Below are 20,489 nucleotides of genomic sequence, written 5' to 3'. Positions count from 1 at the left end.
CCCGGGGCCGCGGCGGCAGGTCCGCCTCGGAACTGGTCGTCGGCCGCAACCCGGTCGTTGAGGCGCTCCGCGAGGGCGTGCCCGCCTCGACGCTTTACGTCCAGCAGTTCATCGACAACGACGAGCGCGTCCGCGAGGCCCTCCAGCTCGCGGCCGAGCGCGGCGGGATCAACCTCATGGAGGCCCCGCGCCCCGAGCTGGACCGCATGACCAACGGCCTGAACCACCAGGGCCTGGTCCTCCAGGTCCCGCCGTACGAGTACGCGCACCCGGAGGACCTGCTCGACGCCGCCGCCGACGAGGGCGAGGACCCGCTGGTCGTCGCCCTGGACGGGGTCACCGACCCGCGCAACCTCGGCGCCGTCGTCCGCTCCGTCTCCGCGTTCGGCGGGCACGGCGTGGTCGTGCCCGAGCGCCGCTCGGCCGGCATGACCGCCGGTGCCTGGAAGACCTCCGCCGGTACGGCCGCCCGTACCCCGGTCGCCCGCGCCACCAACCTCACCCGCGCCCTGGAGGCCTACAAGAAGGCCGGCCTCACCGTGGTCGGCCTGGCGGCGGACGGCGAGGCCGACCTCGGTGACCTCCAGGCCCTGGAGGGTCCGGTCGTCATCGTCGTCGGCAGCGAGGGCAAGGGCCTGTCCCGCCTGGTCGGCGAGACCTGCGACTACCGCGTGCGCATCCCGATGCCGGGCGGCGCGGAGTCGCTCAACGCGGGTGTGGCCGCGGGGATCGTGCTGTACGAGGCCGCGCGCCGGCGCGGCTGACCGGGGACCCGGACGGGCTGAACACCCGTCCGGTAGTTCACCCTTGCGGGGGGATTCGCGCGTCCATGTGGCGTTCGGGGCGGCTTTGACGGGGTCCGGACACATCCGCCCGGTCAAGGCAGTGTCCTAACGCCACGTCACTCGGTTAGATGAGTGTGGACACCAGAACACCCCGCACACCCACGGGGGACCGCTCGTCGGGCTTCGACGACGCTCCCGCGCTGAGCATGGTGAAGGTGCCGAGCGATCCGGCGCAGGTCATCGTCAATCACGCCAGCTTCCGCGTGCAGCTGGGCGCGGCGGCAGCGCGCACCCGATCCCCGCGGATCGCCCGGCACCTGAGCGTCGGCCAGGACACCGCCCGGATGCCCGTCGTGGGCACGGCGGCCCGGTCCGGCGCCACCGGCCGCCGCCGCCCCGTCGTGTGGAGCGGCAAGTCCGCCCCCGACGACACCGGCGCCCACCGGCTCCTCCAGGCCGTGCGGGGCAGCAGCGTCCGCCACGCCGACGAGCCCGAGGCCGGCGCCACCCAGGTCATCCCGCGCGTGCAGACCGGCTACGCCGACACCTACGACGTGCTCGACCAGACCGTCGAGACCCCGGTCGTGGGCCACCAGCGCACCGCCCCCGACGCGGACGGCACCCGCCTCCTGCCCCACATGCGCACGGTCGCCGGCGCCTACGACGACGAGCCCTACGCCCACCCCGGGGCCGAACGGGAACCGCACGACGGCTACGACGGCTACGCCGGTCACGCCGGACCGGCCGGCCCCGCCCAGAGCGGCCCGCGCACCTCCCGGCGCCAGGGCGACGACCCGGCCCGGCACGCCTACTACCCCGGCCGCCGGCTCAACCTCGGCGTCGTCCTCCTCCCGCTGCGCATCTTCCTCGGCTTCATCTCCATCTACGCCGGCATGGGCAAGCTGTGCGACCCCGTCTACTTCGACGGCGGCAAGCGCGGCTCCATGGTCAAGTGGCTCAACACCCTGCACCCGTGGGACGTGGCCGAGCCGCTGCGCCAGTTCGCCCTGCACCACCCGGTCGGTTCCGGTCTGGTCATCGCCTTCCTGCAGGTGGTCGTCGGCGTCCTGACGATCCTGGGCTGCTGGCAGCGCGTCACCGCGGTCCTCGGCGCGCTGCTCTCCGCCGCGCTGATCGTCACCGTCAGCTGGAAGACGGTCCCCGCCTACGACGCCCCGGACATCATCTACCTCGCCGCCTGGTCGCCGCTGATCATCGCCGGCGCCCCCGTCTACTCCGTGGACGGCCGCCTCGCGGGCAGCGCGTGGCGCCGGCTCGGCCCCCGCGCCGACATCTGGGAGCTGCGCCGCTTCGTCCTGCGCCGCGGCGCGCTGATCACGGCCGTGACGGTCGGCGTCACCCTGCTGATCGGTTCGCTGCTGGGCGGCGCGGTCCGCGACTCCAGCCGCGTGGTCGTCCCCGGCCCCGGCGAGGCCCCCCGCAACCACCTCCCCGGCTCCCCGCTCCCGCAGGAACCCGGCGAGCGGCACGAGAAGACCCCGGCGGCCTCCAGTTCCCCGACGAGCGGTGCCACGGCCGGCGCGACCCCCTCCGGGGCGGCGACGACCCCGGGCGCGAGCCGCAGCACCACCGGCGCCACCACCACGAGCCCCACCCGGAGCCAGGGCACCACGGGTCAGGTCCCGCCCCGCAGGACCGCCCCGACGGGCGGCGTCCCGAGCTCGACGGCCGGTCCGACGAGCACCGGGGGCAGCAGCACCGGCGGTTCGACCACCGGCGGCGGCACGTCCTCGGGCGGCGGTGGCGGTGGCGGTGGCGGCACGGCCACGGGCCAGCCCGGCCTGGTGGGCGGCCTGCTGGGCTGACCGAGTAGGACCCACGCGAAGGGCCCCGTACCTCTCCGGTACGGGGCCCTTCGGCACGCGGTCGACGGGGACTAGCGCCCCAGGGTCGCCAGTTCCTTCGCCGCCTCCGTCAGGTCCTTCGCGGTGTCGATGGCCCGCCAGTACGCCCCCTGCGGAATGGGGAACCCGGCCAGCTTCTTCTCCCGGGCCAGCCGCGGGAACGTGGTCCGCTCGTGGTCCCCGCGCTCGGGCAGCAGGGAGGCGAACTCCGGCGAGAACACGTACACACCGGCGTTGATCTCGAACGTCGACGGCGGCGCCTCGATGAAGTCGGTGATGTGCCCGAACCCGTCGGTGCGCACCGCTCCCCAGGGGATGCGCGGCCGGGCCAGCGCCAGCGTGGCGACCGCGTCCCGCTCGGTGTGGAAGTCGGCCATGTCACGCAGCGAGAACCGCGTCCAGATGTCCCCGTTGGTGGCGTACCAGGGCCGGTCGGGGTGCGGCAGGCGCGCCGCGGCGTAGCGCAGACCGCCGCCGCGGCCGAGGGGCTCGTTCTCCACGACGGTGGTGACGGAGACAGGCAGGTCGGCCGAGTCCAGCCACTTCTGCAGGACGTCGGCGAGGTGGCCGCAGGAGACCACCACGTCCGTCACGCCTTCCTCGGCGAGCCAGGTGAGCTGGTGGCCGATGATCGGAGTGCCCGTACCGGGGATCTCGACCATCGGCTTGGGCCGGTCGTCGGTGTACGGACGCAACCGTGAGCCCTGGCCACCGGCCAGGACCACGGCTTGAGTGGGGCGCGACGCGGCGTTCGGATGGGTCATGACCGCACTGTACGTGGCGCCCCACGGCCGCGCGGAGACGGCAACCCACTCCTTGGGGAGCCGTTACCGAGTTCCCACCGGGACTCAGCTGTGCGCGGCCAGCACGCCCGAGGCGAAGGCCGTGTCGCACACCGGGCGGGCGTACGACTGGGCGCGCGGGGCGCCGTAGATGCGCACCGCGGCCTGGCCGAGGGCGCGGGCGATGGAGGAGCAGTGCCGGGCCAGCGACGGGCGGCCGTTGACGGCCTGCTGGAGGTGGGTGAGGACCACCCCCGGGTTCTTGTTCTGCAGCTCGGTCATCAGCTGGTCGCGGAGCACGTCCTGCGGGGCGCGGGTGACCTTCTTGGCGGAGATCTCCGCCGCCGAGACGTCGGAGGCGGCCAGCACCGAGCTGGAGGGGCTCCCCGTCCAGTTGACCCGGGTGACCGCGAGGGTCCCGGAGAGCACCAGGACGACGGGCAGGACGAGGGCGAGAGTGCGGCCGATCCGGCGGGCAGGGCCGCCCCGGTGGCCGCTTCGCGTCTGAGGGGTGGTGGAGTGCTTCACGCGTGTGAGGGTAGCGCCAGGTAATGGCGCCAAGACCCTCAGTCACTCTTATGGGGGATGGGAACGCGCCGCTTTCCGGGTAAGGGGTTGACGTCCGCCGCCCCGCGGTGATCGCTGCGCCGGTGTCCCCGCGCCGGCCGGCAGGCCCCGCGGGAAGGGCCCCGCACGCCGAGCGCGCGGGGCCCCTGCGGTGCGGTGGGCCGTCAGTCGGACAGCCGCTCGCCGGTGGAGGTGGAGAACACGTGGATCTCGCCGGGCCGCGGCACGACGTGCAGCGTCGAGCCCTTCTCCGGCACCTGGCGGCCGTTGACGCGCACCACCAGGTCCTTCACCTCGCCGCCGACCTCGGCGGTGCCGTAGACGTAGCCGTCGGCACCCAGCTCCTCGACGACGTTCACGGAGACGGCGAGACCGGCCGGCTCGTCCGCGGTGTCCTTGGAGAGGGAGGCGGCGACGGAGCCGCCCAGCTCGACCACGTCGAAGTGCTCGGGGCGGACGCCGACGGTCACCGTGCGGTCACCCTTGTCGGCGGCGGTCTTCAGGGCCTCCCGGTTGACGGGGACGACGCTGTTGCCGAACTTCACGCCGCCGTCGGTGATCGGCACCTCGACCAGGTTCATGGCGGGGGAGCCGATGAAGCCGGCGACGAACAGGTTCGCGGGCTTGTCGTACATGTGCCGCGGCGAGTCCACCTGCTGCAGGAGGCCGTCCTTGAGCACGGCCACCCGGTCGCCCATCGTCATGGCCTCGACCTGGTCGTGGGTGACGTAGACGGTGGTGATGCCGAGACGGCGCTGCAGGGACGCGATCTGCGTACGGGTGGACACACGGAGCTTGGCGTCCAGGTTGGACAGCGGCTCGTCCATGAGGAAGACCTGCGGCTCGCGGACGATCGCGCGGCCCATGGCGACACGCTGGCGCTGACCGCCGGAGAGCGCCTTCGGCTTGCGGTCCAGGTACTCGGTGAGGTCGAGGATCTTCGCGGCCTCCTCGACCTTCTGCCGGATCTCCGCCTTGTTGACGCCGGCGATCTTGAGCGCGAAGCCCATGTTGTCGGCGACCGTCATGTGCGGGTAGAGGGCGTAGTTCTGGAACACCATGGCGATGTCCCGGTCCTTGGGCGGCAGGTGCGTGACGTCGCGGTCGCCGAGGCGGATGGCGCCGCCGTTGACGTCCTCCAGGCCCGCGAGCATCCGCAGGGAGGTGGACTTCCCGCAGCCCGACGGGCCGACCAGGACGAGGAACTCGCCGTCCGCGATGTCGATCTCGAGGGCGTCGACGGCGGGCTTGGTGGAACCCGGGTAGATCCGGGTCGCCTTGTCGAACGTGACTGTGGCCATGGTGATGGACCCCTTCTACCGGCAGGAACGTGCCGGACGATCCGTTGTAGGAAGGTGGTTGGTGTAGTCCACCGGGGTGAACTGGGTCAGGACGGTACCTGGCGGCCACGTGATCTGTCAGTACCCCGGCCCCGGCGAACTTCGCGGAAATTTTCCCCGGGCCGCCCCCCAGACCTGGGTACACTGCACGGGCACCCAGGTGCACGCCTCCTTAGCTCAGCTGGTCAGAGCGCCGCTCTTGTAAAGCGAAGGTCGTCGGTTCGAATCCGACAGGGGGCTCCGACGCTGAACAGCGAGAACGCCCCGGCCGACGATCGGTCCGGGGCGTTCGGCATCCCGAGCCGGCGCCGCTCCGTGCCGCGCGTGGGTGAATCAGGTCTCCACCTCGCAGGCCGACCGAGTGACTGAGACGTCACGTTCCGTGGGCGGGCGCGCCCGTGTGGTGCGATGCCCACGTCACATCCGGTCGCCCGGGCTCGGACAGTGCCGCTCGTGCTCCGCGCGCTTGCGGCAGTGGGTGTCGTCACGGCGTTGTTCGGCTCGTCGGCCTCCGGTGCCAGCGCGGCTCCGCCCCCGCCGCCGGACAGGATCGTCATCGACAGTGTGGCGGCGAACGGCACCGGCTGTCCGCCGGGGACGGCCGCCGTGGCCGTCTCCCCTGACGGCACCGCCTTCACCGTCACCTACAGCAACTACCTCGTCACTGGCGCCGGGTGCGTCCGGGACCGAGCGGGCCAGTTACCAGTTCCAGGGCAACGCCACCACCACCAAGACCCATCAGTTCCAGGGCGGGTTCACCGGCGACTGGCAGACGACCGACACCGTGCCCGTCGCCGCCCTGGTCTTCGCCCCCTGCGGGGAGGAGCGCAACCTCAACATCAACACGGAACTGCAGATCGACCCTGGCACCTCAAGCCCGAGCGCCACCAGCTTCTTGGCGATGGACTCGACGGACGGCACGATCAGAACCGTGTACCACGTGGCCTTGAGGCAGTGTCAGTAGCTCCTGGCGCTGCGCGCAGCAACGCATCGCTCCGCCGGCGGTAGAGGCTGTGGTGGTGTCGAGATTGATCATGGGTCGGCTACGGTGCCCATGAGACCGGGTGGAAGTACGGGGACAGCTCCTCATGAACCTTCGCAAGGCGCGAGCGTCGCTCGTCGGATGTGCTGTGGCGGCTTCGCTGCTCACGCTTGCCTCCTGCACGGCGGGCGAGGGTGAAGGGTCTCCCTCCCCGGTGTCCTCGTCGGCCACCCCTGGCTCTGCTCGAACGGCGGGTGGGTCGGACGGGAAGAGCCTCGGGCGGCAGGCCGAGGCCGCCCTCGCCGCCGTGCGGAGCGGAAGGATGGTCGAGTCCGGGGCGGAACGCGTGGGGGACGGGGTCCACACCGAGCCCTATCTGACCGCGGGCAGGACCTATCAGCTCAACCTGGTCTGCTTCGGCCACGGGAGTGCGCGGATGAGGTTCACGCCGGCGCGTGCCGGCACGGAGACCGAGGTGCCGTGTGATCGGTCGGTGGTCCGGCGGCGGGTCGCCGGGCGGGAGCGGATGCGGATCGACGTCGACGGTGACCGGGGGGCGAGTGGAGTGGTCGCCTGGGAGGTCGACGCCGTCGGCTAGCCGGTGGGCCGGGGTCGGGTGAGGGTCTCGATTCCCGTGCGGTCCGTGTCGTCCGGGGGTGCGTTGAGGCGGTGGATCAGTACCCAGCGGCCGTCGTCCAGCGCGCCGGTGAAGAGTGAGGCGTGGCGGGTCGCCCCGTTGTGCCAGCGCAGGGGGCCGGACGTCTGCCAGCTCGGTGCGGGGTCGCCCAGCCGGCGTTCCACCAGCAGCCGTACGACCAGGTCGGCGGTCGCCCGCGGGGTGGCCCACAGGCCGCCCGCCGGGAGGATCGCGCCGTCCATCGTCCACGGCCTGCGGGGCCGGCCGAACAGGCCCGGGGCCGGCAGGCGGCGGGCGGGATCGGGGTGGGCGGTCATCTCGGTGATGCCGAGCGGACGCAGGACGTACTCGGTGACCACCTCCGTGTACGTCGTCCCGGAGGCGGCGGTCAGGGCCGCGCCGAGCACGGCGTAACCGAGGTTGGAGTACTCCTCCGTCCGGCCGGGCGGCCCGGTGAGGAGTGTGTCGAGCCGGGGGAGCAGCCGGTCCAGCGCGGGGCGGTCGAAGGCGGCGTACGGGTCCCGGCGGGGGAGCCGGCCGGGTGGCAGGCGGGGCAGGCCCGAGGTGTGCCGGGCGAGGTTCAGGAGCGTGATGCCCGTGCCGGGCGCCGCGGGCAGCCACCGTTCGACGGGGTCGTCGAGCGCCAGCACCCCGGCCGCGGCCATGCGGGTCAGCGCCGTGCCCGTGACGACCTTGGTGAGCGAGCCGATCTCGACGAAGCGGTCGACGGCGTGGCCGTCGCTGAGGGCCGGTGCGGCGCCGTCGCTGAGCACGCAGGTCGGGACGGGCCGCGCCGTGCGCGTCACGCGGCCCACCGGGGCACGGCTGCTCCGTCCGGTGCCGGGCCGGTACGCGGTCCGGCACCGCCGTCGTACGTCTCCGGCGCCTCGGCCGGCTCCGCGGGGATGTCGATCACGGGTCGGACGATACCGGCGTGCGTGAATCGGCTCATGCGAATTATCCGGGGCCTGGGCGGTGTGTGGGCGTATGTCCGTAAAGCTCCCGGCACGTACGTGTGGCTGGGGATCCTGTTCGTGACGACGGTCGCGCTGCACCACATGTCGCCGGAGTTCGTGGAGCACTTCCTGCGGCGGCGGTCGACGAACATCCTGGAGCTGTCCCGCAATCCGGTGCGGGTGCTGGTGGCCAGCGCGATGTGGATCGGGAGCGGGCACTGGGTGCCGTACGCCTTCCTGTACACCGTGTTCCACGCGCCGGCCGAGCGCTGGCTGGGTACGGCCCGTTGGCTGGCGGTGTGCGTGCTGGCGCACGTGCTGGCGTCGCTGATCAGCGAGGGGGTGCTGCTGGAGGCGATCCGCCGGGGTGTGGTCCCGTACACGGCGGTGAACACCCTCGACATCGGGGTGAGTTACGCGCTGGCCGGGGTGATGGCCGTGCTGGTGTACCGGATCGCCGCGCCCTGGCGGTACGCGTATCTGCTCGCGGTGCTGGCCGTGTTCGGGCTGCCGCTGGTGACCGGGCCGACCTTCACCGACGTCGGTCACGCCGTCGCGGGGCTGATCGGTCTCGCCTGTCACCCCCTGGTCAGGGGCCGTGGAAAAGCATGGAATCCGAAGGAGACACTGGCCGGGCACAGGGGTTAACGTCCGGCCATGAACAGCTCGGCGAGCAGTGTCGTGAACGGTGGCATCTCCTTCTGGTACGCGGACGACGGTCTTCCGGCGGTGCGGGAGCCGCTGCCCGGGGACGCGTCCGCCGACGTCGTGATCGTGGGCGGCGGGTACACGGGGCTGTGGACCGCGTACTACCTGAAGAAGGCCGCCCCGTTCCTGCGGATCACCGTGCTGGAGCAGAAGTTCTGCGGGTACGGCGCCTCCGGGCGCAACGGCGGCTGGCTGTACAACGGGATCGCGGGCCGGGACCGGTACGCCCGGCTGCACGGCCACGAGGCCGCCGTACGGCTGCAGCGGGCGATGAACGACACCGTGGCGGAGGTGGTCGCGGTCGCCGAGGCGGAGGGCATCGACGCCGGCGTGCACCGCGGCGGCGTCCTGGAGGTGGCCACCACCCCGGCGCAGCTGGCCCGGCTGAAGGCGTTCCACGCGCGCGAGCTGTCGTACGGGGAGAAGGACCGGGAGCTGTACGGCGCCCGGGAGACCGCCGAGCGGATCCGGGTCGCGGACGCGGTCGGCTCCGCCTGGACCCCGCACGGGGCACGGCTGCACCCGGTGAAGCTGGTCAAGGGGCTGGCGGCGGCCGTGGAGGGGCTGGGCGTCACGATCCACGAGTCGACGCCGGTGACGGAGATCCGCCCCCGGCACGCGGTCACCCCGTACGGCACGGTCCGCGCGCCGTACGTGCTGCGCTGCACCGAGGGGTTCACGGCCTCCCTCAAGGGGCAGCGGCGGACCTGGCTGCCGATGAACTCCTCGATGATCGCGACGGAACCGCTGACCGAGGAGCAGTGGGCGGCCATCGGCTGGGCGGGCCGGGAGACCCTCGGCGACATGGCGCACGCCTATATGTACGCGCAGCGCACGGCGGACGGCCGGATCGCGCTGGGCGGGCGCGGGGTGCCGTACCGCTTCGGGTCGCGCACGGACAACGACGGGCGTACGCAGGCGGCGACCGTGGAGGCGCTGCGCGAGATCCTGACCCGGTTCTTCCCGTCCCTGGCGGGCGTGCGTGTCGCGCACGCCTGGTCGGGGGTGCTCGGGGTGCCGCGCGACTGGTGTGCCACGGTGACGCTCGACCGCTCCACGGGTCTGGGCTGGGCCGGCGGTTACGTCGGCTCCGGGGTGGCCACCGCGAACCTGGCCGCCCGCACCCTGCGGGACCTGCTGCAGCGGGACTCCGGGCAGGGTGGCCGGACGGAGCTGACGGAGCTGCCCTGGGTGGACCACAAGGTCCGCAAGTGGGAGCCGGAACCTTTCCGCTGGCTGGGCGTCCAGGGCATGTACGCGACCTATCGCGCCGCCGACCGGCGGGAACGCCTCCGCCCCGGCACGGAGTCCTCGCGGCTGGCCAGGGCGGCCGACCGCGTGGCGGGACGGCACTGAGGTCCGGGGCGCGGGGCGGTTACCCTCGCGGCATGATTCGTACCGCGACCCCTGACGACGTCCCCGTCATCCATTCCCTGATCCGTGAGCTGGCCGAGTACGAGAAGGCGGCCGAGGAGGTCCGGGCCGGCGAGGAGCACCTGCGGGAGGCGCTGTTCGGGGAGCGGCCGGCCGCGTTCGCGCACCTGGCGGTGGACGAGGAGAGCGGGGAGCCGGTCGGCTTCGCGCTGTGGTTCCTCAACTTCTCCACGTGGCGCGGGGTGCACGGCATCTACCTGGAGGACCTCTACGTCCGGCCCGAGGCGCGCGGCGGCGGACACGGGCGGGCGCTGCTGGCCGCGCTGGCACGGATCTGTGTGGAGCGGGGGTACGAGCGGCTGGAGTGGTCGGTGCTGAACTGGAACCGGCCGGCGATCGGCTTCTACGAGGCGCTGGGCGCCCGGCCCCAGGACGAGTGGACGGTGTACCGGCTCACGGACGAGGCGCTGACCGCGCTGGGCTCCGCCGGCTGACGCGGGGCCCGAGCGGGCGGTCGGCGGGTGTCAGGGCTCCAGGACGACCTTGCCGATCGTGGCGCGTCCCTCCAGTGCCCGGTGGGCGGCGGCGGCCCGGTCGAGGGGGAAGCGGGTGACGGCGGGGCGCAGGCGGCCCCGGGCGGCCTCGGCGAGGGCGCGCAGTTCCAGGGCGCGCAGGCCGCCGGCCCGCTCCAGCATCCTGGGGCCGAGGACCGACTCCGAGACACCCTCGACGTGGTAGCCCCGGCCCGGCCCGATGCCCTCCGCCGACCAGCCGAAGACCAGGTGCCGGCCGCCGGGGCCGAGCAGGGCGACGGAGTCCCGGGCGACCTGGCCGCCGACGCCGTCGTAGACCAGGGTGGCGGGCCGGCCGCCGAGGCGGGCGCGGACCTCGGCGGCCCAGCCGGGGCCGGTGTAGTCGACGGCGAGGTCGGCGCCGGCGGCGCGGGCCCGGGCGGTCTTGACCGGGCCGCCCGCGAGGCCGATCACGGTGGCTCCGGCGTTCTTGGCGTGCTGCACGAGCAGTGTGCCGATGCCGCCGGCCGCGGCCGGTACGACCACCACGTCGTCCGGTCCCGGCTCGGCGAACTGCGCGATGCCCAGTGCCGTACGGCCCGTGCCGATCATGGCGACGGCGGCGGCGGGGTCCAGGCCGCCGGGGATGTCGTGGAGGCGTTCGGCCTCGGTGACGGCCAGCTCGGCGTAGCCGCCGGGCGCGTGGCCCAGGTGGGCCACCACCCGCCGGCCCAGCCACCGTCCGTCGACCCCGGCGCCGAGCGCGTCCACGACGCCCGCGACTTCCCGGCCGGGCACCGTCGGCAGGACCGGCAGCGCGGGCAGCGGGCCCTGGTGGCCCGCCCGCAGGGCCGTGTCGAGCAGGTGCACCCCGGCCGCGGCGACCGCGATCCGTACCTGGCCGGGGCCCGGGACCGGGTCCGGGACCTCCTCGTAGGCCAGGTTCTCGGCCGGGCCGAAGGCGTGCAGTCGGACGGCGTGCATGGGGACCCCCCGGAAGTCGACGTGGTGCCCCCACCCTCCGACCTCAAGCGCGCTTGAGGTCAAGGGCGGGCCGGCCGAGGATCAGGGACACCGCGGTCACCGCGCTGTTGAAGGACACCTCCGCCAGCAGACCGGGCGCCGCGACCTGGTCGCCCACGAGGTACACGCCGTCACCGCGGTCCACGGCGGGCCGGTCCCGCCAGGTGCGGCCCGGCAGGTCCACCGCTCCGGTACGGCCGTCCGCCACCGACTCCCGCCGCCAGGTCACCCGCTCCCGCCACCCGCGGAACCCCAGGTCGAGCAGGCGCTCGGCGCGGACCAGCGCGTCGGTGCGGTGCTCGCCGGGCCCCACCGGGAACTGCCCCTGAAGCAGCTGTTCCCCGGCCGGCGCGAGGGACGGGTCCTGCGCGGTGAACCGCTCGATCCAGCCCGGCGCGTCCAGGTCGGAGACGGCGAAGGCGTCCCCGCGCCGGGTGCGTACGGCGAGGTCGAGGAGGACGGTACGGCCGCTCGGCCACTCCAGCGAGTCGTCGCGGAGCAGCCGCCGGGCGGCGGGCAGGCCGGTGGCGACGATCACCGGGGTGTCCCGGGGCAGGGCGTCCACCCGGGCGCCCGTCTCGATCCGCACGCCCGCGTTCCGGGCCCGCGCGGCCATCCGCTCGATGACCGCGCCCCAGCCGCCGCGCGGGTAGCGCGCCTCCGGCGGCAGCTTGGCGGCCCGGCGCAGGCGCTCCTGCACGAAGGCCGCGGACAGGCTGCCCGGGTCGTGGTGGAACAGGGCGACGGCCGCGTAGTGGGCGGCGGCCCGGGCGCCCTCCTCCCCGGCGATCCCGGCCGCCCAGCCGAGGAAGCGGGCGTCGACGGGGGCCGGGCCGACCCGGCGCCGCACCAGCTTGAGCAGGGCGAGGGGCGGGGTGCGGCGCAGCGCGCCGTGGTGGTGCAGCCGAAGCCGGGCGGCCTCCCGGAGCGGCAGCGGGGCGAGCGGGCCGATCAGGCCCCGCTGCCCGAGCCAGGCCCAGTGCGGGCCGCCGCGGTAGAGGGCGTGCGGGCCCTCGTTGGTCCGGTACGGACCCGTCGCCGTACGGGCCCGTCCGCCGAGGCTGTGGTGGGCCTCGTACACGGTGACCTCGGCGCCGGCCTCGGCGGCGGTGATCGCGGCGGTGAGTCCGGCGAAGCCGCCGCCGATGACGGTGATGCGGTGCGTGGGCATGGCTCTCCCTGCGGTTCGGTACGACCTGCTGCGCACGTACGACGGCTGGTGTCCCGCCGGATGTGACATCCCGGTGTCCGCGCGGGCCGGGCGATTGTCAGTGGCGGGGTGCAGCATGGGGCGCATGGTGAGGCGAGCGACGGGTGGGCGGCCGGCGGGCCGGGGATCGGTGCGGGGCGTGCGGCGGCCGGAGCTGCGGCTGCCGCCGCTTCAGCCGTGGGGCGAGGGGGCGTTGGAGCCGGACGGCGACTACGACGGGCTGGAGTTCCGGGAGCTGGACCTGGGCGGGCAGGACGGGGCGGGGGCCCGTTTCATGGACTGCGCGTTGACGGGCTGCGCGGTGGACGGGACGGCGCTGGGCCGGGCCCGGGTCCTGGACTCGGTGCTGACCGGGCTGCGCGGGGTGGGCACGCAGTTCGCCGAGGCCACGTTCCGGGACGTGGAGCTGGTCGACGCGCGCCTGGGCGGCACCCAGCTGCACGGCGCCGTGCTGGAGAGAGTCGTGGTCCGGGGCGGCAAGATCGACTATCTGAACCTGCGCGAGGCCCGGCTGAAGGACGTCGTCTTCGAGTCCTGCGTCCTGGTGGAGCCGGACTTCGCGGGCGCGCGCCTGGAGCGGGTGGAGTTCACCGACTGCGCCGTGAAGGGGGCCGACTTCGGCGGGGCGACCCTGACGGACGTGGATCTGCGCGGGACCGCTCCGCTGGAGATCACCCGCGGCCTGGACCGGCTCTCGGGCGCGGTGATCAGCACGGCCCAACTGCTGGACCTGGCCCCGGTGCTGGCGGCGGCGATGGGCATCCGGGTCGAGTGACCCCGCTCCGGGCGGCCCGTGCTCACGGGTGGCCCGGTCGGCCGTCCCCGTACAGCCAGTCCTTCCAGATTCCGCGGAAATCCTGGTGCGGTGCCTTCTTCTCGACATAGGCGGTGAAGTCGGCGGTGCTCACCGTGCCGTGGCGGTGGTCGGCGGCCCAGCCCTGGAGGATGTCGTAGAAGGTGTCGTCGCCGGTCTTCTGCCGGATCTTCTGCAGGACCATCGCGCCGCGGTCGTAGACGGGGGTGTCGGTGATGTGCGCGGCGCCGGAGGGCCTGGCGGGCGGGAAGGCCCACACGGCCTCGTCGTCCTCCTCGTAGACCTCGGTGAACTTCTCCTGGACGCTCTTGCCGCCGTGGTCCTCCTGGTAGAGCCACTCCGCGTACTGCGCGAAGCCCTCGTTCAGCCATATGTCCCGCCAGCTCGCGGGGGTGACCGAGTCGCCGTACCACTGGTGGGCGAGTTCGTGCACGAGGAGCGGGGTGGTCAGCTGGTCGGCGGGGAAGACGGGCCGGGTCTGGGTCTCCAGCGCGTAACCGGCGTCGCCGGGACGGTCGACGACGGCGCCGGCCGAGGAGAAGGGGTACGGCCCGAAGTTGGTCTCCTCCCAGTCGAGGATCTCCGGGATCTGCGCGAGGACCTTCCTGCTCGCCGCGGCCCGCGTCGGATCGACGGCGGTGAGGACGGGCAGGCCGTGCGGGCCGGTGGTGCGCGCGATGTCGTAGTGCCCGATGGCGACGGTGGCGACGTAGCTCGCCATGGGCTGGGCGGTGTGCCACCGGTACGTGGTGCGGCCGCCCTTCGTGCTCTCGTCCGTCAACTCGCCGTTGGAGACGGCCTGGAGGCCCTTCGGCACGGTGACCGCGATGTCGTACGACGCCTTGTCGGAGGGGTGGTGGTCGCCGGGGAACCAGGCCATGGAGCCGACGGGTTCGCCCAGGGCCAGGGCGCCGTCGGCGGTGGGCAGCCAGCCCTCCTCGGAGCCGTCGGGGTCGGTGAGGGTGCGCGGGGTGCCCGAGTAGCGGACGGTGGTGCGGAACGTCTCGCCCTCGCTGAGGTCGTCGTGCGGGCGGACGGTGAGTTCCTGGCCGGCGCGGCTCCAGCGGGCGCGCTTGCCCTCGACGGTGACCGAGTCGACGTGCAGCCCGGCGAGGTCCAGGTCGAAGGCCGACAGGTCCCGGGTGGCCCGGGCGGTGACGACGGCCGTGCCGGTGAGCCGGCGGGTGGCCGGGGTGTAGTCCAGGGTCAGGTCGTAGTGCCCGACGTCGTAGCCGCCGTTGCCGGCTTTCGGGAAGTACGGGTCGCGGACGCCGGAGCCGCCCGGGGTGCCCCGCACCCCGCCGTCGCACGCGGTGCCGGTGAGCGCCAGGGCGAGCAGGGCGGCGAGTGCCGGGACAAGGCGTACGGATCTGGACATGTCAGTGATCTTAGGCGGGCGGGTGGCACCGCGGACAGGATCCGCCGGACCGGCGTGACACCATCTCCCCCGTGCTCGACATCGGCTACGCCCTCTCCAACCGGTTCCCGGACCCGCCGCAGACCGACTACCGCCGCGCGGACGTCCGCGCCCTGCGTCACGACCTGTTCTGCGGGGACGTCTACCTCGCGGACACCGAGAGCGACCGGGAACTGTCCACAGCCTGGGGATGGGTGCCGGTGCTGGACTTCGCGTGGGCGCTGTGCGACATCGCGGAACGGCTGGACCGCGACCCGATGGGCTCCCGCGCCGCCCGGCCGCAGCGCGCCGAGCTGGACTTCACCGAGTCCACCGACCGGATGCTCTTCGAGCGCCGCTTCGGCTGGGTGGACATCACCGCCGACTGGACGCCGGCCGAGGAGTCCCCGCTGAGCTTCTCCCACGCGGAGCTGCGCCGCGAGGCCCGCGACTTCCTGCACGACCTGCTCGCGGACCTCACCGACCTGCACGAGGACCTGGGCGAGAACCCCGCCGTGTGGACCCTGCAGGCCCGCTTCCCGCGGGTGGCGTAGCCCCGTCCGCGCAGGGAGGTCCCCCGGCCGGGAGCCGGGGGACCGTCGGACCCGGGGCGCCGCTCAGACGTTGACGCCGAAGTCCTGGGCGATGCCGACCAGGCCGGAGGCGTAACCCTGGCCCACCGCGCGGAACTTCCACTCCGCGCCGTTGCGGTACAGCTCGCCGAAGACCATGGCCGTCTCGGTGGCCGCGTCCTCCGACAGGTCGTAGCGCGCGATCTCGGCGCCGCCGGCCTGGTTGACGATGCGGATGTAGGCGTTGCGGACCTGACCGAAGTTCTGGCCGCGGTTCTCGGCGTCGTAGATGGAGACCGGGAAGACGATCTTGTCGATGTCGGCCGGCAGCGCGGCCAGGTTGACGTTGATCGCCTCGTCGTCGCCGGCGCCCTCGCCCGTGCGGTTGTCGCCCGTGTGGACGATCGAGTTGTCCGGGGTCTGCTTGTTGTTGAAGAAGACGAAGTGGGCGTCCGAGTAGACCTTGCCCTGCCCGTTCACCGCGATGGCGGAGGCGTCCAGGTCGAAGTCCGTGCCGGTGGTGGTGCGGACGTCCCAGCCGAGGCCCACGGTGACGGCGGTCAGGCCCGGAGCCTCCTTGGTGAGCGAGACGTTGCCACCCTTGGACAGGCTTACAGCCATGTTGGGAGTCCCTTCCTTAGATACCCGTGCATATCCGTGCACTCTGTGCCGACGAAGCTACCGTCACCCGGGACAACGTCGAGGGGGGTCCCCGTGGTTCCGGATGCCTTTACCTTTTTTACCGAACCGGAAATCCAGGTGACGTGCGCCGGGCCGGACCGGGAACATGGAGGGCATGTCCGGGCCCTATCTCATCCGCGGCTCCGTCTCGCTTCCCGAGGCCGAGCTGATGTGGCGTTTCTCCAGGTCCTCCGGGCCCGGCGGGCAGCACGTCAACACCAGCGACTCGCAGGTCGAGCTGCGCTTCGACCTCGCCCGCACCGAGGCACTGCCCCCGGTGTGGAAGGAGCGGGCGCTGGAACGGCTGGCCGGCCGCCTCGTCGACGGGGTGGTCTCCGTGCGGGCCTCGGAGCACCGCTCCCAGTGGCGCAACCGCGAGGCCGCCGCCGTGCGCCTCGCCGCGCTCCTCGCGGAGGCCAGCGCGCCGCCGCCCAAGCCCCGCAGGGCGACCCGGATCCCGCGCGGCATCAACGAACGCCGGCTGCGGGAGAAGAAGCAGCGCGCGGACACCAAGCGCGGCCGCTCGGGGCGCGACTGGGGCTGACCGGCGCGGTGTCACAGCCGCCGGTCCCCGATCGTCAAGGGGGTGCAGCAGCATCGCGGACGACGACGGAGAGGCCGGACCCACCCATGACCGACAACGACTTCCTCGCCGAGCGGTTCGAGACCTACCGGGGGCACCTGCGGGCCGTCGCCCACCGGATGCTCGGCTCCGCCGCCGAGGCCGAGGACGCCGTGCAGGAGACGTGGCTGCGGCTGAGCCGGTCCGACGTGCGGGAGGTGGACAACCTCGGCGGCTGGCTGACCACCGTCGTCGGCCGGATCTGCCTGGACCTGCTGCGCTCGCGCCGCACCCGGGGCGAGGAGCCGCTGGACAGCCGGCCGCCCGCGCCGGCCGGCGGGCCGGATCCCGCGCAGGACGCCCTGCTCGCCGACTCGGTCGGGCTCGCCCTCCTCGTCGTCCTGGACACGCTCTCGCCGGCCGAGCGGCTCGCCTTCGTGCTGCACGACCTGTTCGGAGTGCCCTTCGAGGAGATCGGCGGCATCCTCGGGCGCACCGCGCCGGCCGCGCGGCAGCTGGCCAGCCGGGCCCGGCGCCGGGTGCGGGGTGTGCGGGCGCCGGAGGCCGACCTGGCCCGGCAGCGGGCGGTGGTCGAGGCGTTCCTGGCCGCCGCGCGCGACGGTGACTTCGACGGGCTGCTCGCGGTGCTGGACCCGGACGTGGTGGCCCGTACGGAGGCCGGGGTGAACGCCGGTGCGGCCCGGGTCGCAGCGGGTGCGGCGAGCTTCGCCCACCTGGCCCGGGTGGCGCGTGCGGTGCTGGTCGACGGCGCGACGGGTCTCGCGGTGTTCGCCGGCGGCCGCCCGGAGCGGGTCCTCGTCTTCGCCTTCGCGGCCGGACGCATCACGGGGATCGACATCGTCACCGATCCGGCCCGGCTGGCGGACCTCACCGTGGAGGAGGTCTAGGGCGTTTCTTTCGGATCAGCCCGACTCGGATCGGCGGTGCCTTGTCGGTGCCGGTGAGCCCCGCGGCCCCGGGGTGATCCGAAAGACACGCCCTCGGGCCTGTGGGGGAGCGGGTCGCGGGCGGTGCCCGGTTCTCAGCCCAGGTGCCGGTACCGGCCGCGGTAGTACAGCAGGGGCCCGCCCTCGACGCTCGGCACCCGGGCGGTGAGGACGCGGCCGATGACCAGGGTGTGGTCGCCGGCGGCCACCCGCTGCTCGGTCCGGCACTCCAGGGTGGCCAGCGCGCCGCCGACGAGCGGGGCGCCGGTGGCCTCGCCGCGGACGTAGGGGAGGTCCTGGAACAGCAGCCGGTCGCTGATGCGGCCCTTCATGGCGAAGCGGCCCGCGATGTGCCGCTGGCTCTCGGCGAGCACGGACACCGCCCACAGCGGCTGCTCGTCGAGCAGTTCGTCCATGCGGGCCCCGGTGCGCAGGCTCACCAGGACCAGCGGCGGGTCGAGGGAGACGGACATGAAGGCGGTGGCGGTCATGCCGACGTCCTCGACGCCCGGTGCCTGGGGGTCGTCCGGGTCCAGCGGCGGCTCCTGCGCGGTGACCAGGACCACGCCCGCGGCCAGCCGGGACATCGCGGCCCGGAACTCGTCGTCGCTCACCCCCTCAGCATGCCCGGAAGGCAGGGGGGTGGCGGTGGAGGGAGTCTTCAGCACGCCGGAAACGCTAGCCCCCGCGCCGCGGGCCCCGCATCGGCCCTTCGCCCGAGCCGGGTCCTAGGACCAGCGGCGCACCCGGACGGACACCGGCAGTGCGGGAGCAGGCACCGGCAGTGCAATATGTGTGCACATCCGTACGCGTTGTATTCAGAAAGCACACAGGCAAAACGCAGAAACTCTACTCAATTGTTCACGTTCTCCTGTGACTTGAGTCACAAGGGGCAGGAATTGTTGACCCTGTGTACCGAGTGGGCAGCGCGCTGTGATTCAGTGGCGGAACAACCCTTCATTCGCTGCGAGGTCTCGGGGGGAGGGCGAGTATGGAGACCGAGTCGGAGCCTTACGTCCGCCTTGCGTCCCTGCGGCAGCTGCACCAGGTCATGGCCGACATGAACACGGCGCGCAGCCTGGCGGACACCCTGCAGACGGTCGCGGACGGCGCCGTGCACGCCCTCGGCTACGAGATGGCGGCCGTCAACCTGGTCCGCCAGGACGGCGACCTCGTCGTCGCCGCCTTCTCCGGCAACCCCGCCGCCGAGGCCCTGATCACCGGCCGGGTCGGCTCCCGGGAGTCCTGGGACCGCCGCCTGCTGCACATGGGCGAACGCTGGGGCGACCTCGTCTTCATCCCGCACACCGAGGGCTGGGTCCTCGACGACGACGACGTCCCCCAGTGGTACACCGACGGACCCGCCCCCCGCTTCGAGGACGAGTGGCACCCCTCCGACCGGCTCTTCGCCCCCATGTACACGCCCGGTGCGCCGGGCGGCAACTGCGGTGAACTGCTCGGGGTCATATCCGTCGACCGCCCCCGCAACGGCCGCCGCCCCGGCGCCTGGGGCCGCGAGGCGCTCCAGATGTACGCCTTCCAGGCCGCCATCGCGATCAGCAACGCCCGGCTCCGCGCCAACATGCAGCGCGCCCTCGTCCGGCTGGAACGCGAACAGCAGGCACTGCGCGCCAGCGAGGAATCCTTCCGACAGGCCTTCGAGTACGCCCCCTCCGGCATGGCCATCGCCGAGATGGGCGGCGACCAGCACGGACGCATCCTGCGCACCAACGACGCCCTGTGCCGGCTGCTCGGCCGTCCCGCCTCCGCGATGCGCCGCTACTCCTTCGCCGACCTCGTCCACCCCGAGGACGTCGGCACCCTGCTGCGCACCTCGGCGGAGGGCGGGCGCGCGGAGCTGCGGCTCGGCCGCCGGGACGGCACGTACGTCTGGGTGTCGCTGCGCAACAGCGTCGTCGCGGACGCCGCCGACGGCCCCCGCTTCCTGCTCACCCACGTCGAGGACATAGAGGAGCGCAAGCGGCGCGAGCTCCAGCTCGCCCACCGCGCCTCCCACGACTCGCTGACCGGTCTGCCCAACTCCGCCGAGCTGCGCTCACGGCTGTCGGCCCGGCTCTGCCGGCGCCCCGCGCACGCCGGCGCCGCCGAATCCCTGGACGCGGCCTACGGCCACCCCGCCTTCGACATCCCGGCCGGCCACGGCTTCGACTTCACCCCGGGCACCGACGGCTTCGACGCCTACGACCACCATGTGCACACCGTCGCCCCCGAGGACGGCCGCGACGACGGCGCCAAGGGCCTCGCGGTGCTCTTCTGCGACCTCGACGGCTTCAAGTCGATCAACGACCGGTTCGGGCACAACGCGGGCGACGCCGTCCTCATCGAGGTGGCCCGGCGGCTCAGCAACGGCGTCCGGGACGGTGACACGGTCGCCCGGCTCGGCGGCGACGAGTTCGTGATCCTCGCCGACGGCCTCGGCCGGGCCGACGCCCAGGACCTGGCCGTACGGCTGCGCAACGAGATCATCCAGCCGATCCGTGCCGAGGGCCGGGCGGTCCGGGTGGGCGCGAGCTTCGGCATCGGCTGGGCGCACTGCGGCATGACGGCGGACGAGGTGCTGAAGTCCGCTGACGAGCGGATGTACGTAGAGAAACGATCTCGTCCCAAACAGCACCGCCGGGCCGGATGATCCGCAGGTCAGCGGGGTGAAGCGGTTCGAGCCCCCCGTTTGGGCCAGGGAGAACGGGTAGGCTCGCCATTCCAACCCGTACCGCATCCGCCCGCACCTGTTGAGGAGTACCAAGGGATGACGCCC

Annotated in this window: 20 protein-coding genes, 1 tRNA gene and 1 pseudogene; 13 read left to right on the top strand and 9 right to left on the bottom strand. The window is 73.3% G+C overall.

Going from position 1 to position 20,489, the window contains the following annotated elements:
• The coding region (gene rlmB / locus IE312_RS30995) for a 23S rRNA (guanosine(2251)-2'-O)-methyltransferase RlmB (RefSeq protein ID WP_229900638.1) at nt 1–764 on the top strand (764 nt) is incomplete at its 5' end.
• 149 nt (nt 765–913) lie between these two features.
• Complete coding sequence (locus IE312_RS30990; protein ID WP_189985581.1) at nt 914–2,611, top strand: DoxX family protein; 1,698 nt, start codon at nt 914–916, stop codon at nt 2,609–2,611.
• 71 nt (nt 2,612–2,682) lie between these two features.
• Here IE312_RS30990 and IE312_RS30985 read toward each other — a convergent pair whose 3' ends face one another.
• From IE312_RS30985 to IE312_RS30975, 3 genes are all read right to left on the bottom strand, one after another.
• On the bottom strand, nt 2,683–3,414 hold the full coding sequence (locus tag IE312_RS30985; RefSeq protein WP_189985580.1) for a nucleotidyltransferase family protein: 732 nt from the start codon (nt 3,412–3,414) through the stop codon (nt 2,683–2,685).
• A gap of 84 nt (nt 3,415–3,498) precedes the next feature.
• Nucleotides 3,499–3,960, bottom strand: coding sequence for a hypothetical protein (locus IE312_RS30980; RefSeq protein WP_189985579.1), 462 nt, complete (start codon nt 3,958–3,960; stop codon nt 3,499–3,501).
• Between the two features lie 203 nt (nt 3,961–4,163).
• A complete protein-coding gene (locus IE312_RS30975) occupies nt 4,164–5,300 on the bottom strand; it encodes an ABC transporter ATP-binding protein (protein ID WP_189985578.1) in 1,137 nt (378 codons plus the stop codon).
• 205 nt (nt 5,301–5,505) lie between these two features.
• Here IE312_RS30975 and IE312_RS30970 point away from each other — a divergent pair.
• From IE312_RS30970 to IE312_RS44735, 3 genes and pseudogenes are all read left to right on the top strand, one after another.
• Nucleotides 5,506–5,579, top strand: a tRNA-Thr gene (locus IE312_RS30970).
• A gap of 213 nt (nt 5,580–5,792) precedes the next feature.
• Nucleotides 5,793–6,303 (top strand): annotated as a pseudogene (locus IE312_RS30965) (DUF4360 domain-containing protein).
• Between the two features lie 124 nt (nt 6,304–6,427).
• Complete coding sequence (locus IE312_RS44735; protein ID WP_502266999.1) at nt 6,428–6,919, top strand: DUF6023 family protein; 492 nt, start codon at nt 6,428–6,430, stop codon at nt 6,917–6,919.
• Here IE312_RS44735 and IE312_RS30955 read toward each other — a convergent pair.
• Nucleotides 6,916–7,764 (bottom strand): serine hydrolase domain-containing protein, encoded by an 849-nt coding sequence (locus IE312_RS30955; RefSeq protein ID WP_189985576.1) that lies wholly within the window; start codon nt 7,762–7,764, stop codon nt 6,916–6,918. The two genes, IE312_RS44735 and IE312_RS30955, sit on opposite strands and share 4 nt — an antisense overlap.
• A gap of 144 nt (nt 7,765–7,908) precedes the next feature.
• Between IE312_RS30955 and IE312_RS30950 the strand changes: the two genes are divergently transcribed.
• Genes IE312_RS30950 through IE312_RS30940 form a run of 3 tightly spaced genes read left to right on the top strand, consistent with a single transcriptional unit; the run spans nt 7,909 to nt 10,490 of the window.
• Entirely contained in the window at nt 7,909–8,562 is a 654-nt protein-coding gene (locus tag IE312_RS30950) for a rhomboid-like protein (protein ID WP_189985575.1), read from the top strand.
• 9 nt (nt 8,563–8,571) lie between these two features.
• Complete coding sequence (locus tag IE312_RS30945; protein ID WP_189985574.1) at nt 8,572–9,978, top strand: NAD(P)/FAD-dependent oxidoreductase; 1,407 nt, start codon at nt 8,572–8,574, stop codon at nt 9,976–9,978.
• A 32-nt stretch (nt 9,979–10,010) separates the two neighbouring features.
• A complete protein-coding gene (locus IE312_RS30940; protein WP_189985573.1) occupies nt 10,011–10,490 on the top strand; it encodes a GNAT family N-acetyltransferase in 480 nt (159 codons plus the stop codon).
• A 30-nt stretch (nt 10,491–10,520) separates the two neighbouring features.
• On the opposite strand, the gene IE312_RS30935 is transcribed toward IE312_RS30940, so the two are convergent.
• Both IE312_RS30935 and IE312_RS30930 read right to left on the bottom strand, forming a co-directional pair.
• Nucleotides 10,521–11,492: a zinc-binding dehydrogenase gene (locus IE312_RS30935; RefSeq protein ID WP_189985572.1), complete on the bottom strand. Its 972-nt coding sequence runs from the start codon at nt 11,490–11,492 to the stop codon at nt 10,521–10,523.
• 43 nt (nt 11,493–11,535) lie between these two features.
• Complete coding sequence (locus IE312_RS30930; protein WP_189985571.1) at nt 11,536–12,702, bottom strand: FAD-dependent oxidoreductase; 1,167 nt, start codon at nt 12,700–12,702, stop codon at nt 11,536–11,538.
• A 124-nt stretch (nt 12,703–12,826) separates the two neighbouring features.
• On the opposite strand from IE312_RS30930, the gene IE312_RS30925 reads away from it, so the two are divergent.
• On the top strand, nt 12,827–13,516 hold the full coding sequence (locus IE312_RS30925; protein WP_189985570.1) for a pentapeptide repeat-containing protein: 690 nt from the start codon (nt 12,827–12,829) through the stop codon (nt 13,514–13,516).
• Nucleotides 13,517–13,538: 22 nt separating this feature from the next.
• Here the strand turns inward: IE312_RS30925 and IE312_RS30920 are convergent, their stop codons facing one another.
• Nucleotides 13,539–14,933, bottom strand: coding sequence for a M1 family metallopeptidase (locus IE312_RS30920; protein WP_189985569.1), 1,395 nt, complete (start codon nt 14,931–14,933; stop codon nt 13,539–13,541).
• A 71-nt stretch (nt 14,934–15,004) separates the two neighbouring features.
• Between IE312_RS30920 and IE312_RS30915 the strand changes: the two genes are divergently transcribed.
• Nucleotides 15,005–15,505 carry a hypothetical protein gene (locus IE312_RS30915; protein ID WP_189985568.1) on the top strand — a complete coding sequence of 167 codons (501 nt, stop codon included), beginning with the start codon at nt 15,005–15,007 and terminating at the stop codon, nt 15,503–15,505.
• 63 nt (nt 15,506–15,568) lie between these two features.
• Here IE312_RS30915 and IE312_RS30910 read toward each other — a convergent pair whose 3' ends face one another.
• Nucleotides 15,569–16,144 carry a TerD family protein gene (locus IE312_RS30910; RefSeq protein WP_031170907.1) on the bottom strand — a complete coding sequence of 192 codons (576 nt, stop codon included), beginning with the start codon at nt 16,142–16,144 and terminating at the stop codon, nt 15,569–15,571.
• Nucleotides 16,145–16,310: 166 nt separating this feature from the next.
• Here IE312_RS30910 and arfB point away from each other — a divergent pair, with 166 nt between their 5' ends.
• Entirely contained in the window at nt 16,311–16,748 is a 438-nt protein-coding gene (gene arfB / locus IE312_RS30905) for an alternative ribosome rescue aminoacyl-tRNA hydrolase ArfB (RefSeq protein WP_189985567.1), read from the top strand.
• Between the two features lie 86 nt (nt 16,749–16,834).
• Complete coding sequence (locus IE312_RS30900; RefSeq protein WP_189985566.1) at nt 16,835–17,674, top strand: sigma-70 family RNA polymerase sigma factor; 840 nt, start codon at nt 16,835–16,837, stop codon at nt 17,672–17,674.
• Nucleotides 17,675–17,808: 134 nt separating this feature from the next.
• On the opposite strand, the gene IE312_RS30895 is transcribed toward IE312_RS30900, so the two are convergent.
• Nucleotides 17,809–18,381: a flavin reductase family protein gene (locus IE312_RS30895; RefSeq protein ID WP_189985565.1), complete on the bottom strand. Its 573-nt coding sequence runs from the start codon at nt 18,379–18,381 to the stop codon at nt 17,809–17,811.
• A 323-nt stretch (nt 18,382–18,704) separates the two neighbouring features.
• Between IE312_RS30895 and cdgB the strand changes: the two genes are divergently transcribed.
• Nucleotides 18,705–20,363: a diguanylate cyclase CdgB gene (gene cdgB, locus IE312_RS30890; RefSeq protein WP_189985564.1), complete on the top strand. Its 1,659-nt coding sequence runs from the start codon at nt 18,705–18,707 to the stop codon at nt 20,361–20,363.
• The last annotated feature ends 126 nt before the right edge of the window (nt 20,364–20,489 follow it).

Source organism: Streptomyces capoamus, assembly GCF_014654935.1.
GTDB classification, from domain to species: domain Bacteria; phylum Actinomycetota; class Actinomycetes; order Streptomycetales; family Streptomycetaceae; genus Streptomyces; species Streptomyces capoamus.
Note: the sequence above shows the minus strand (reverse complement) of the source record. Positions and strands in the feature narration are given on the sequence as shown.